The 12,799-nt window shown below is 42.8% G+C and carries 14 protein-coding genes; 5 read left to right on the top strand and 9 right to left on the bottom strand.

Annotated elements, in window-relative coordinates; translation table 11 throughout:
* Positions 1-38 precede the first annotated feature (38 nt).
* The 4 genes from O4M77_RS12135 to O4M77_RS12120 form a co-directional block, all read right to left on the bottom strand.
* Positions 39-446, bottom strand: coding sequence for a hypothetical protein (locus O4M77_RS12135; RefSeq protein WP_171069954.1), 408 nt, complete (start codon positions 444-446; stop codon positions 39-41).
* Between the two features lie 397 nt (positions 447-843).
* Positions 844-1,419 carry a xanthine phosphoribosyltransferase gene (locus tag O4M77_RS12130; protein ID WP_004786836.1) on the bottom strand — a complete coding sequence of 192 codons (576 nt, stop codon included), beginning with the start codon at positions 1,417-1,419 and terminating at the stop codon, positions 844-846.
* Between the two features lie 90 nt (positions 1,420-1,509).
* Entirely contained in the window at positions 1,510-2,169 is a 660-nt protein-coding gene (locus O4M77_RS12125) for a DUF3108 domain-containing protein (protein ID WP_373683638.1), read from the bottom strand.
* Positions 2,170-2,376: 207 nt separating this feature from the next.
* Positions 2,377-3,063 carry a hypothetical protein gene (locus tag O4M77_RS12120; protein WP_159122612.1) on the bottom strand — a complete coding sequence of 229 codons (687 nt, stop codon included), beginning with the start codon at positions 3,061-3,063 and terminating at the stop codon, positions 2,377-2,379.
* Between the two features lie 261 nt (positions 3,064-3,324).
* Between O4M77_RS12120 and O4M77_RS12115 the strand changes: the two genes are divergently transcribed.
* Positions 3,325-4,182, top strand: coding sequence for an energy transducer TonB (locus O4M77_RS12115; RefSeq protein ID WP_171505547.1), 858 nt, complete (start codon positions 3,325-3,327; stop codon positions 4,180-4,182).
* Here the strand turns inward: O4M77_RS12115 and O4M77_RS12110 are convergent.
* From O4M77_RS12110 to miaB, 5 genes are all read right to left on the bottom strand, one after another.
* The gene (locus tag O4M77_RS12110; protein ID WP_252720815.1) at positions 4,179-4,535 is read right to left on the bottom strand and encodes a hypothetical protein; all 357 of its coding nucleotides are present in this window, start codon (positions 4,533-4,535) and stop codon (positions 4,179-4,181) included. The two genes, O4M77_RS12115 and O4M77_RS12110, sit on opposite strands and share 4 nt — an antisense overlap.
* Before the next feature lie 201 nt (positions 4,536-4,736).
* Positions 4,737-5,036, bottom strand: a complete 300-nt coding sequence (locus O4M77_RS12105; RefSeq protein WP_125279719.1) for an antibiotic biosynthesis monooxygenase family protein — start codon at positions 5,034-5,036, stop codon at positions 4,737-4,739.
* Between the two features lie 92 nt (positions 5,037-5,128).
* Positions 5,129-5,611, bottom strand: a complete 483-nt coding sequence (ybeY, locus tag O4M77_RS12100) for an rRNA maturation RNase YbeY (RefSeq protein ID WP_159122610.1) — start codon at positions 5,609-5,611, stop codon at positions 5,129-5,131.
* A gap of 34 nt (positions 5,612-5,645) precedes the next feature.
* Entirely contained in the window at positions 5,646-6,722 is a 1,077-nt protein-coding gene (locus O4M77_RS12095; RefSeq protein WP_034171614.1) for a PhoH family protein, read from the bottom strand.
* Positions 6,723-6,760: 38 nt separating this feature from the next.
* The gene (gene miaB / locus O4M77_RS12090) at positions 6,761-8,218 is read right to left on the bottom strand and encodes a tRNA (N6-isopentenyl adenosine(37)-C2)-methylthiotransferase MiaB (RefSeq protein ID WP_004786821.1); all 1,458 of its coding nucleotides are present in this window, start codon (positions 8,216-8,218) and stop codon (positions 6,761-6,763) included.
* A gap of 334 nt (positions 8,219-8,552) precedes the next feature.
* On the opposite strand from miaB, the gene O4M77_RS12085 reads away from it, so the two are divergent.
* The 4 genes from O4M77_RS12085 to O4M77_RS12070 all read left to right on the top strand — a co-directional run bounded on the left by O4M77_RS12085 (position 8,553) and on the right by O4M77_RS12070 (position 12,775).
* Complete coding sequence (locus O4M77_RS12085) at positions 8,553-10,487, top strand: lytic transglycosylase domain-containing protein (protein ID WP_373685632.1); 1,935 nt, start codon at positions 8,553-8,555, stop codon at positions 10,485-10,487.
* A gap of 34 nt (positions 10,488-10,521) precedes the next feature.
* Positions 10,522-11,160 (top strand): ribonuclease I, encoded by a 639-nt coding sequence (locus tag O4M77_RS12080; RefSeq protein WP_284880299.1) that lies wholly within the window; start codon positions 10,522-10,524, stop codon positions 11,158-11,160.
* Positions 11,161-11,332: 172 nt separating this feature from the next.
* On the top strand, positions 11,333-12,319 hold the full coding sequence (locus O4M77_RS12075) for a malate dehydrogenase (protein ID WP_004786815.1): 987 nt from the start codon (positions 11,333-11,335) through the stop codon (positions 12,317-12,319).
* Positions 12,320-12,496: 177 nt separating this feature from the next.
* Complete coding sequence (locus O4M77_RS12070) at positions 12,497-12,775, top strand: DUF2789 family protein (protein WP_004786814.1); 279 nt, start codon at positions 12,497-12,499, stop codon at positions 12,773-12,775.
* Positions 12,776-12,799: the final 24 nt, after the last annotated feature.

The following is a 12,799-nucleotide window of genomic DNA, read 5'->3' as shown; positions in this document are numbered from 1 at the left end:
AAAGGAAATGAAGAATCAGCTTCATTTCCTTGATTTTACTAATCTTCTTTTTGATCTTTTTGATCTTTTTGATCTTTTTGATCTTTTTGATCTTTTTGACTGAATCTATGTTTGCAATTCAGACACTGATAATCCAGAAACAGATTGCGATCTACAGAAACACCTGCTTTTTTACCTAAGAAGTTTCCGACCACGCCACCAGTAATGCCTACGCTGATTGCGCCTACGAAGGTTCCAACTGTGCCGCCTACAATTACCCCTAAAGGACCTGCGACTGTTCCAATGGCAGCACCAATTGAAGCACCAGAGGCTGCACCACCTACTGTACCGGCAGTGGCACCAGCTGAGGTCATTAAAATACCACCAATTTTTTTCAGATTCTTTTCGTGATCGCGTAGCTCAATTTCCGTTGAACCACATTTAGGACATTGCATAGGATTTTCCATCAGCGATTAGTATTTATTCATTTTAAGCAAATGTGTGATATGGAACCTTACTTAGACAAGTAATTATTCAGCACATCCGGCTCAACAGTATGTAGGTTCTGAATATTGAAGTCAGGAACATTTCATACCAATTTGATTCTAGTGGAATTTTATTCAGAGAAGTTTAGCTGAGTTGTAAATACATGCATTTTCTACTTTTTATAATTTTTTGCTGGATGAGGCGAGTAATATGTAGGGCTAAGGTATCAATGCACTTTTTTATGGGTTTTAGGCGGGCATTTCTGTGTCTAAAGGGTGATGCATCTAAGGTAGATTATATTTATTCTTAGCTAACCGAAATTAAAAAATCCAATAAAAAAGAGTGCCGAAGCACCCTTTCAAATATTCATTTGTAAACTTAATCGCGAACAAATTCGACAGTACCATTTGCCAAGGATTTCACACGCGCTAATGATTCAACGCGGTAACCTTTTTCAAGTAACAGGTCACGGCCTGGCTGGAATGATTTTTCAATCACAATCCCGATCCCTACCACTTCAGCATTCGCCTGATGAATCAAGTCAGCAAGACCCAGTGCTGCCTGACCATTTGCCAGGAAGTCATCAATCACTAAAACCTTGTCAGATGAACTAATATGTTTATTTGAAATGGCAATCGTGCTTTCAGTCTGTTTGGTAAATGAAAATACTTTAGAACGGTATAAATCATCTTTTAAAGTGAGAGACTGGTATTTACGTGCAAAGATTACTGGAACACCAAGCTCTAAGCCTGCCATGACTGCAGGTGCAATACCGGACGCTTCAATGGTAATAATTTTGGTAATACCAGCATCTTTAAATAGACGCGCAAATTCCTGACCAATTTGCTGCATCATGATTGGATCAATTTGGTGATTTAAGAAAGAATCAACTTTCAAAACTTCTTCAGATAGAACGATACCTTCGGCTAAGATTTTCTGTTCTAGTGCGTGCACGGGAGAATCCTCAAGAGCAGGTGCTTTTTAAAGCAAAAGCGTATTGTAAAAAGCACCCAAAAAAAATCAAGCGAAATTCACCAAAAAACCTTAGTTCGTTTTACCGTTATAGCTGGTCAGCAATAAACCGTAAGAGGTTTTCTTGTCGACATGCGATACTTTGACTGGTAAGTAGTCCAGTTTCGGTGCTAACCAGAAAGTAGTTTCACGGCCTGGTTTGTTGTGTTTAATCACTACTTTAATGGTACTAAATGAACCATATTTGGTGCTCACCGTTTCTGTACCTTGTTTGACGAATTTACGGCCTTCCACTTCTTTGGCATCAGCAATGTAGTAATTCGATTTTAAACCACCATTTTTCAGGTCTTCACGAATCTGCAATTCAGCATTTAGCTCATCCAGTACATCTGCTCTCCAGGCAAAAGAACGTTTTTCATCATCTTTCTTGGTACTGATCGTTTTGCTAGAAGGATTAAAGTTAATACTCATGGTGTTGCTATGCACCAGAATCTTGCTGGTACGGCTGAAACTGCTTGAACCAATCTTGCCATTATTGAAAGTAAAACGGCTGGTTTCAGTCGCTGAAGCAACGCCACCTGCTTTGGCTGCAAAAACATAGGTCCAGTTATTACCAGATTTGCTCAAGGTACGGGTAGCAGAACCCATATTTTTTCCATTGTAGCTAAACTGATAATTGGCTTGGAAAGGCGCCATGGCGAAGGTCTGGGTGGATAAACCAGTAAGTACCATTGCGGTAGTCAAGCCTGCAGTCACCCCTAAAGTTTTGAATACAGTTTTCGCCATAAAGAATTGTCCTGTGTAATTTCAGATAAAATTGATCACTTTCCACTTTTTATTATTTGGTCAAAATGTGGAAAATGAAGGGAGATTTTCAATAAAAATGTATATTTCATGTAGTTACTGGTGAGTTTGTTTAGTTATTGAATTACACACAGTTTAAGTCGGTTCTTTCTGTTTGATCGGTGTGACTTTATTGTCATCCATGTCGTCTTCGTCCCATTTCTCTTCTTTTTCCTGAGAAAGCTTTCTGAACAGGGCTGCAAGATTCACATTACCAATTACGACGAGCTCAGCTTCACGAAGTACTGCATGGTTCACATGAACCTTACCAAGCGTCTCAATCACCGAGCGGTTTTTACCTAACCAGCGGTTTAAATCCAGATGCAATAAATCATCTTTTACTTTAATGACGCCCAGTTTTTCCAGAATCATGCCAAGAGGGTCCTTATTCAGCACGCGCTGATAGAAAAACAGGGCAAATCGTACCCCTAGTTTATAAAAAACATTTGGGTATTTGGCTTCGATCAACCGGGTATCACTGATCTGTTCAAATACGATGAGCTGCGTATTCTTATTCAGCTCCATTTGCACCAGTTTTAAATCAACCGATAAGGTCACGTTCAGACCTTTATAGTCCAGCGTGGCATAGAGTCGTAACCAGTCATCATGCAGATCGGCATGCAGATCTTTCAGCATGGAAACATTGTCAGTGACAAAACGTTGAAATGTCGCATTCAGGAAAACTTGAGACAAAGGGAATTCGCGTTCATCCTCAATAAATCCTTCCGCCTTTTGATACGCCTGGCGAATTTTATTAGAAATATTGGAAATTAGCGTTTGCATCTTTAAGCGTCCTGGCAACTATATGTTTTAATTCGAAGTGTATCTTGTCGAATTGTATAAAAAATACAAGAGTTTCAGCTTGCAGTTTAGCAAAATAAATAGCACCATTTTTAGGGTTTTAGTTATCTAACGTTGAAGATTTGATGGGTTTGGCATTTTTAAAAGAAAAATGCAAAGCCGTTTATTTTTTAATTTTAAAAATGCTGTTTGGGGGATGGACTCAAGTCTGGGTTCGTAGCGATGAGATCAACCATGATATTAATGCCTCTGGTCAAAGCCTGGTGGAAAGATCCAATTTTTAATAGCGCCGTATTTGCAGCTGTTATTTTGCACGTGATTTTTCTCACGCTGGAATTTGGTATGCCACAAGATCAGGAGAGCATGACTAAAGAGATTGCGGTCAGTATTCGTCAAACTGATGAAAAAATTGAGCAAGCAGATTTTCTGGCTCAAACTGATCAGCAAGGTTCAGGTAAATTTCGTGAAGCACATCGTATGTCGAGCGATATGCCTGCACCGTTGATGGAGCAAAAGACCGGAGAAGAGCAGCAAGAAAGTCCGGACATGTTGCAACAGCAGCGCGAATTAAGCTTTGAAGAAAAAGTACTGATGACGACTTTAAGCTGGCAAAAACAGGCGGAAGAAAATCAGCGCAAAAAAATGCAGGAACAGTTACAAAGTCAGTTTCAGGCCAAAGCCGCTATGGTAGCCAGTCTTGAAGCCCAATATCTGCAACGACAACAAAACTTCAGTCGTCAGCAAAAAATTAAAACCGTAGATGGTATCCAGTCTAAACAGGATGTCTCTGCGGCTTATCTGGAAAAATTCCGTCAGAAAGTGGAGTTCTATGGTAACCGCTATTATCCAGACGCGGCCAAACAGCAGAATCTGGCAGGAGAGGTACGCTTGATGGTGATCTTGAACCAGAACGGCGGAATCCGTGCAATTCGCTTAATTGACAGTTCAGGGCATAGCTTGCTAGATGAAGCTGCAAAATCTTCAGTACGCAAGGCGGCACCGTTCGGAGCATTTGATGCCAAGATGTCGGATATTTCCGAGTTACGAATCATTCGAACCTGGCGTTTTGATCCGGCTGAAGCGGAGTTTGAGGTGCGTTAATCCGGGTGCTTCGCCTGTATATAACTACCTTGCTGAGTTCCATCGTCCCAGACCACATTTAAATGGTTTTCATCTATGGCTAGATATTTGGGAAATATCATCAAGTCCTGGTACTTTGGATCTGCTTTTAAGCCAATACACTCTTTATTTTGCCACCATGTTCCTTCAGCAAATTGATCCAGAGCACTATAGGTCAGATACCATTTAAAGGTACCATCTGCTTGTAACAGCAACTCCGAACCTAATTCCATAACTCCGTTTAAATAATAATGGCCTGACCATGAGCTTTGGTTCTGTTGAAATTTAATTTTTGGGCACATAGGAATTGAGTGGGCATAAAGTGGTGAACACAGTCAGGGAGAGAAAATAAGTAATGCAGTCGAGAAAAATCTTTTCATTACGTTCTCCTAAAATTTTTGAAGCACAGTTCTTCGTTAAAGTGCATTATGTGCTTATGGATTTCTGGAAGAAATCATGAATGCGTAAGCAGATATTTTTTAAAACTCTGTATCTAAGAACAGATCAAGAAAAAATAAATAAGGATCGATGAGTATTTAATTTAAATGTGCATCATAGCGCCGTAAAACTTCACAGACTTCCACGCTGAAATATGTATACCAGCTATTTTTCCCTAGCTCTTGAGCGGCCTGATGTTCAGCATCTGCATGCCAAGCGCGAATATCATGCAAACTGTTCCAGTAAGAAAGTGCAATTTCTTGAGTACCTTCGGTCAAGGCTTCAAAATGTTGGCACTGAAATTGTGAAAGGGCTCTTTCTCTCATTCGCTGGGCTGTTTCAAAATAACACTGATCTAATTCTTTAATTTGCGCTTTGAAAATCACGACATATTTCATGAAGGTTTTTATTTTATTTCTTAAATTGAGCTTATTATGAAGTGAATAAAATGAAAAAAGCGAGCCTTGGCCCGCTTTTTAATTGTTGAATTTTAATCTCTTTCCAGATAGGGATTAGCAATACCCAGTTTGTCCAGAATCTCGATCTCAATGCTTTCCATTTCTTCAGCATCTTCCTCTGAAGTTTCATGGTCATAACCCATCAGATGTAAAGTGCCATGTACCAGCATATGGGTGAAATGGATCAGTGGAGCTTTGTCCTGTTCAGCAGCTTCACGCAGCACTACTGGAATACAAATCACCAGATCACCGATCGGGAAAGCATCCAGAACCTGTGCCATTTCATCTGGAAGTTCGCTTGGAAAAGACAGGACATTGGTCGGTTTATCCTTGCCGCGATATTCCAGATTGAGTTTATGACTTTCGTCATTATCGACACAGGCAATGCCAATTTCACAATCACTTTGGGTGCCGATATGGCGCAAAGTGGTTTCTACAACTTTTTTAATATAGGCACGTTTCAGCACCAGTTCTGGTGACTGAAAGTCCTGTTGCAGGGAGAGACTAAGTTTCAACGTGAATCCTTAAAAATTAAATAACAATGCAGCGTTAATGCTGTGCATCAGCCGCAGCATCATTCTCGGCTATCAAGGCTTCCTGACGGGCTTTACGCTCAGCACGAGCCTCAGCGCTTAAACGCTGCTGTTCACTGTCCCAGCCTTCGTAGGCTTCAACAATTTTCTGAACCAGCTGGTGACGCACGACGTCACGAGAATGGAAACGGGTAATATGAATCTCAGGAATTTTATCAATCACACGTAAGGCATGTGCCAGACCCGACTGCTGACCACGTGGTAAATCCACCTGAGTCACATCACCAGTAATCACTGCACGTGAACCAAACCCTAAACGGGTCAGGAACATCTTCATCTGTTCAGGTGTGGTGTTCTGGGCTTCATCCAGAATCACAAAAGAATGATTCAGGGTGCGACCACGCATATAGGCGAGCGGTGCAACTTCAATAATCTGACGTTCGATCAGCTTGGCCACTTTTTCAAAGCCGAGCATTTCATACAGGGCATCATAAAGGGGACGCAAATACGGGTCGATCTTCTGGGTTAAATCCCCCGGCAGGAAGCCGAGTTTTTCACCTGCTTCAACTGCAGGACGAACCAGTAGGATACGCTGGATTTCATTACGCTCCAGCATATCTACAGCGGCTGCAACGGCGAGATAGGTTTTACCAGTACCCGCAGGACCAATACCAAAGGAAATATCACTTTGCAGAATACGCTGTACATAACGTTTCTGGTTGGCACCGCGAGGATTGATCCGGCCTTTGCGCGTTTGCAGCCAGACATTGTCCAGACCGGTATGTTCCTGTCCTTCCAGGTTCTCCTGGAGTTCACGATCGGTCTGGCTACCTTGAATCATCATATGCAAAGTATCTGCACTGATCTGCTGGCTATGTTCAGATTCTTCATGAAGACGTTGCAAGAGCATTTCGGCTCTCTCAACGGCATCGATTCCACCATCGATAAAGAAACTTTCACCTCGGTGGGAAATTTTGACGTCTAAACGTTGTTCAATTTGTTTCAAATGACCGTTATAGGCACCTAAGACGGCTTGTAAATGGTCCATCGAAATTCCAGGAAAAGCTACTGTACGTCGAATCGTTGCAGTCAAGAGTGTTCCTTTTAGAAGTGTACGTTATATGCTCTACATTACGCCACGTCAGGCTCAAGATTCAAGAGCTCACCGTAAACTAAATTTAAAGTTTTAATTTCGGTAATTTCGATCTCTGCAAAACGTCCTACCCACGATGCATCGCCAATAAAGGTGACATAACGGGTGTTGTCTGCTGTACCGACCAGAACGTTTGGATCTTTATCAGAAACTTTCTCAACCAGTACGCGTTGGACTGTACCGAGCATGGCATCTGTTTTACGAATACTGGACTGTTTAATCCAGTCCTGAACTTTGGCCAAGCGTTCTTTTTTCACCTGTTCAGGTGTCGTATCTTCCAGCTCTGCGGCAGGGGTGCCCGGACGTTTGGAATAAACAAAACTATAAGAATGGTCGAAATCCAGATCCTGAATAAACTGATAGGTTTCTTCGAAGTTCTCATCGGTTTCGCCCGGGAAGCCGATAATAAAGTCTGAAGATAAATGCATGTCTGGACGAACTTTACGTAACTTTTCGATTTTCTCGATATACACATCAATGGTGTGGTTACGTTTCATCGCCTGCAATACATCATTGGAACCGCTTTGTACCGGTAAATGCAGATGTGACACCATCTGTGGCAGGTCACGGTAGCACTGGATCAAATCATCATTGAATTCCAGTGGATGCGAAGTGGTATAACGAATACGGCCAATACCTGGAATTTCTGCAACCAAACGTAACAGATCGGCAAAAGTACAGATTTTTCCGTCAAAGGTCTCACCGCGATAACCATTCACGTTCTGACCGAGCAGGGAAATTTCACGCACACCTTTTTCTGCTAAGCCAGCAATTTCAGCCAGAACGTCATCCAGCGGGCGAGATACTTCTTCGCCACGTGTATATGGAACTACACAGAATGAACAGTATTTTGAGCAGCCTTCCATGATCGAAACAAAGGCCTTATAACCTTCAACACGCGGTTCAGGCAGGAAGTCAAATTTTTCGATGTCCGGGAACGAAATATCGACCAGTTTAATTTTTTCTTTTTTCGGTTTTTCGACCTGCTCAAAATGCTGGTCCAGCATTTGCGGTAAACGGTGCAAGGTTTGCGGACCAAAAATCATGTCCACATAATTGGCACGTTTCTGGATATTGTCACCTTCCTGAGAGGCCACACATCCGCCGACACCAATAATCAGGTCAGGATTTTTTTCTTTCAGCTTGCGCCAGCGGCCCAATTCTGAGAATACTTTTTCTTGTGCCTTTTCACGGATCGAGCAGGTATTCATCAGCAGAATATCCGCTTCTTTAGGATCGGTGGTTAGCACATAGCCATGGGAATCGCCCAGCAGATCTGCCATACGGTGACTGTCATACTCATTCATCTGACACCCTTGCGTTTCGATATACAGTTTTTTAACTGAACCATCGATGGCTGGGGTGTGCGCTGGCTGGGTGACAGTGTTTTCTGAGGCAGCTGGGGCACCATTCGGAATGAAGGTTTGAACCGTCATGTAGGCTCCTACAAGGTAATACGTCGAAAGAGTGAACGAATAACCTGTTTGCATAGGCAAACGGGTAAATAAAAATTCAATTCACGTTCTGAAATCTTTAAAAGGCGCATATTTTAGCAGGAAAGTCGCTTAAACTTATAGCCTAAAATGCGGCTGGGAAAATATTGATTTATGGACAAAAAGTGTCTGAAAATTAATATTGTCTAATCATAAGGTTACATAAGTGAACAATACAGTGGGTTATAATTTTCCGGCTAACTCTTATGATAGGCAACAGGGGCTGGGCGAAAACTCGATGATAGAAGGCAAATTGATGTTTAAACACACTAAAAATATGAAGAAATATTATAAATTACTAAGCTTGAGTGTGGCGTGTCTCTGTTCAATGAGTGCGCAAGCAGCAGAAGAACAATTTAATGATGCCTTACGCGCGGCAAATGCTGGAAATGTCGGACAATTACAACAATATCAGTCTGCCATGCAAAATGATGCCTTGGGCTATTATCCTGAATACTGGATTCTGAACCAGAATCTTGGCTCACAACCTGCCAGTCAAATTATCAGTTTCGCCCAACGTTATCCTCAGTCGGCTATGGCAGAAAAACTCGCAGCCGATTATGTCGAAGAAAAAGTCAAAATGGCTGACTTTGCCACTGCACAACCTGTACTGCAATATGTTACCAATGCCGATCCGGCTGAAGCCTGTGCAGTTGCACAAGTCCGTGCCAAAAGTGGCGATCAGCTGGTTTATGCTGAGTTTAAGGATGTTTGGCTAACCACCAATTCTCAACCTGAGTCTTGTACAGGCTTGGGACGCATGATGTTATCCAGTCCGCTTATGACCAATGAAGACCGCCAGCAGCGTTTGTGGGTGCAATTACGTGCTGGTCAGTCTGGACAGGCTATTGCCACTGCACAAGGTTTAGGGCTTAACCTGTCTCTGGCTCAGCTCAATACGATTCAGGCCAATCCAACCAATTATTTATGGTCAGCCCCTAAAAGTACTGCCGCTGATCATGCCTATCTGATTTATGCGTTGGGGCGTCTGGCAGATAGCGATCTTGATTCAGCAATGTCCATTGTAAAACGTACTGCTGAAGGCACACCGGTACAAGTACAAAAAACACTATTCAGAACTGTGGGTTATATCGGCGGCACTACGGTAATGAAAAATAACTTCAACCGTGAAGTGCTGAACTATCTGGATGCCAGTTATGGTTTGCCATTTAGTCCGGAAGAAGCCGAAATTTATGCCCGTCAGGCGATTCGTTTTAGTGCCTGGGAAAGTCTGATTCGTGCCATTGATGCCATGAGCGTGAACCAGAAACAGGAAGACCGCTGGCAATACTGGCTGGCACGTGCCAGTGAACAGCGCACAGATCGCGCTTCAAAACAGGCAGCAGAAAGTATCTATAAAAAACTGGCAGTCGGCGAGGATTATCATAACCTGCTAGCACGGGATAGATTAGGTCAGTTAACGGCTTCTACACCGAACTCGGCACAGCCATCCAGTCAGGCCATGCAACGTCTGAATCAGGATATTCATTTCCGCCGTGCCTTTGTCTTGCGTAGTATTAATGCGCCAGAGAATTATATTAACCGTGAATGGAACTGGGCAGTTCGACAGGCTTATTTAAGAAAAGATGACGATTTACTGTTGGCAGCAGCTAAACGCGCGATGGATATGGGCTGGTATGACCGTGCCATTTATGCAGCGGATCGTACGGCGGACAAGCATAATTACAATTATCGTTATCCGATGCCACATCAGAATTATGTCGTGAGTCATAGCCGTAATGCCGGCATTGATGCTGCCTGGGCTTATGGTTTGATGCGTCAGGAAAGCCGGTTTAATACCGGCGCACGCTCTCATGTAGGCGCTGGTGGTTTGATGCAAATCATGCCGGACACCGCCAAACTGGTCGCTCGTCAAATGGGTGAGACCTATAACCCGGCAGCCTTAACCGATATGAACACCAATATCCGTTACGGAACTTACTATTTATCAACAATTCAGCGTCAATTGAGCAATAGTCCAGTACTGGCAACAGCAGGTTATAATGCCGGCCCGAACCGTGCCCGCCGTTGGCAACCCGAATTCCAAAGTATTGCTGCGGATCAATATACCGAAACCATTCCTTTACTGGAAACGCGAGATTATGTGAAACATGTCATGACGAACGCGACATATTACGGTATTTTATTGGGACAGGGCGCACAATCGGTCGGTAAGCGTATGCAAGCCATTCCGTTACGTAATACACCATAGCATTCAAAAAATCTAAGGGAAGGATAGTTTGTTGATCAAGGGAATAAGGGGTGCTCAAATTTCTGCTGGATGGGCTGCGCTTTTATTTTTAGCAGCAAGTCCAGCTGCCTTTGCACTGCCAACGGGTTATGTCATGGACATCCAGATGGTACCGGCACTTTGCAGTCTGGATCCGGCCTACAGTAAAAAAAGAAAATGTCTTGAAGGTTATTCCCTAAATATTTCTGGTCTCTATCCTCAAACCACATCAACACGTTGCACTACTACCAGTTCTGCGAAGTTACCGCCTTTGCAGGCTAAAGTGGTGGCCCGTATCATGCCGGATGAAAATACCCGCGCATTGCTCTGGCATAATATTGGCGGTTGTATTCCGATGAATGCCACGCAGTATTTTCGTACGGTGATCAATCATGCTGATCGTCTGAAAGTTCCTGAAGAACTCACCGAGCAGGAAAGTCATACCGTTTCCATTGATATGCTGCGTTCCAAATTTCTGAAAATCAATCCGCAACTGCCTTCAACAGCATTGCGCTTTAACTGCCATCAGACCCGTGCGTCCAGCCTGCTGACCTCGATTCAGGTCTGCTACAACGCCAATGGCGGCTATAAAGGCTGTCCCGCAAACATTATTAATACATGCCCAAAAACTGTCACAATAAAAGGGACATACTAAGCTTTTTAGCCAAATTAATTTATATTTCCTATCATACTTTTGTTGAAATCCATTCTCTTTTACATGCATCTCGAAGAGGATTGGAGTACAATCTTTGCCGTTTATGATTATTAAGATTAGATAGAACAGCTATTTAATCATTATGACGATCCTCTCAATTGGAGATAATTACATGAAGCAACCTGTTCGCGTTGCCGTTACTGGCGCTGCTGGTCAAATTGGTTACAGCCTATTATTCCGTATCGCAAGCGGTGAAATGCTTGGTAAAGACCAACCAGTTATTCTTCAATTATTAGAAATTCCTGTTGAGAAAGCTCAGCAAGCGCTTAAAGGCGTAATGATGGAACTAGACGACTGTGCTTTCCCATTATTGGCGGGCATGATCGGTACTGATGATCCTAAAGTAGCTTTCAAAGATGCAGACTATGCTCTATTAGTTGGTTCACGTCCACGTGGTCCTGGTATGGAACGTGCTGACCTGCTTAAAGTAAATGGCGAAATCTTCATTGGTCAAGGCCAAGCACTGAACGAAGTTGCTAGCCGTGATGTTAAAGTTCTTGTTGTAGGTAACCCTGCTAACACTAACGCTTACATCGCAATGAAATCTGCTCCAGATCTTCCAGCGAAAAACTTCACAGCAATGTTGCGTCTTGACCACAACCGTGCGTTAACTCAACTTGCTCAAAAAGCGGGTGTTGCAGTTTCTGACATCGAAAACATGACTGTTTGGGGTAACCACTCTCCAACAATGTATGCTGACTACCGTTTTGCGAACGTAAACGGCGAAAGCTTGAAAGACAAAATCAACGATGCAGCTTGGAACAAAGACGTATTCCTTCCAACTGTTGGTAAACGTGGTGCTGCGATCATCGAAGCACGTGGTCTGTCTTCTGCTGCTTCTGCTGCGAACGCTGCAATCGACCATATGCGCGATTGGGCTCTTGGCACAAACGGCAAATGGGTAACTATGGGTATTCCTTCTGACGGTTCTTATGGTATTCCTGAAGGTGTAATGTTCGGTTTCCCTGTAACTACTGAAAACGGTGAATACAAAATCGTTCAAGGTCTTGAAATCGACGAATTCAGCCGTGAACGTATCAACGTTACACTGAACGAGCTTGAAGAAGAGCGCGCTGCAGTTGCTGACATGATCAAATAATTTAATCTTTTAAGATTAAATTAAAAAAAGCACTCCATTTGGGGTGCTTTTTTATTGCTATTTCTAAAAAATTTAAAGAACAAAAAATAACATCTTGTGAAGGAGGGACAACTGAACTTTGCGAGTGGCTCATCTAGTTTAATAAGAAGAATCATCAACAAAAGAGGAGGTACTGAGATGTTAGAGCAGCGACCTACCATGGAACTTTTTTTTGAGCAACTCGGCTTGGATTCAAGCCCGGAAGCAATCGATGAATTTATCAAAACCCATCAGATTGGGATGGACGTCCCCTTACATAAAGCTCCTTTCTGGACCAAAAACCAGCATGATTTTCTGATTGGCCACTGGAAAGAAGATGATGATTGGGCAATTTTCGTAGATGTACTCAATGAGCAATTGCATATTGAGGCAGAGGGCAGTGGTTCTTGTGATCTGCCTTCTTCTAAGCGTCAATAATATTTTCAAATCAATGAACTGATT

The sequence above is a fragment of the Acinetobacter sp. YWS30-1 genome, assembly GCF_033558715.1.
Taxonomy (GTDB): Bacteria; Pseudomonadota; Gammaproteobacteria; order Pseudomonadales; family Moraxellaceae; genus Acinetobacter.
The sequence above is the reverse complement of the archived record's forward strand: the minus strand, read 5'-3'. Positions and strand labels throughout refer to the sequence as shown.

What these genes read in the sequence shown, in the direction of transcription:
- O4M77_RS12105 (WP_125279719.1), bottom strand. Translation starts at nt 5,036, where the DNA reads ATGAAATATGTCGTGATTTTCAAAGCGCAAATTAAAGAATTAGATCAG.
- O4M77_RS12075 (WP_004786815.1), top strand. Translation starts at nt 11,333, where the DNA reads ATGAAGCAACCTGTTCGCGTTGCCGTTACTGGCGCTGCTGGTCAAATT.
- O4M77_RS12120 (WP_159122612.1), bottom strand. Translation starts at nt 3,063, where the DNA reads ATGCAAACGCTAATTTCCAATATTTCTAATAAAATTCGCCAGGCGTAT.
- O4M77_RS12070 (WP_004786814.1), top strand. Translation starts at nt 12,497, where the DNA reads ATGTTAGAGCAGCGACCTACCATGGAACTTTTTTTTGAGCAACTCGGC.
- miaB (WP_004786821.1), bottom strand. Translation starts at nt 8,218, where the DNA reads ATGACGGTTCAAACCTTCATTCCGAATGGTGCCCCAGCTGCCTCAGAA.
- O4M77_RS12115 (WP_171505547.1), top strand. Translation starts at nt 3,325, where the DNA reads ATGCCTCTGGTCAAAGCCTGGTGGAAAGATCCAATTTTTAATAGCGCC.
- O4M77_RS12135 (WP_171069954.1), bottom strand. Translation starts at nt 446, where the DNA reads ATGGAAAATCCTATGCAATGTCCTAAATGTGGTTCAACGGAAATTGAG.
- O4M77_RS12085 (WP_373685632.1), top strand. Translation starts at nt 8,553, where the DNA reads ATGAAGAAATATTATAAATTACTAAGCTTGAGTGTGGCGTGTCTCTGT.
- O4M77_RS12125 (WP_373683638.1), bottom strand. Translation starts at nt 2,169, where the DNA reads ATGGTACTTACTGGTTTATCCACCCAGACCTTCGCCATGGCGCCTTTC.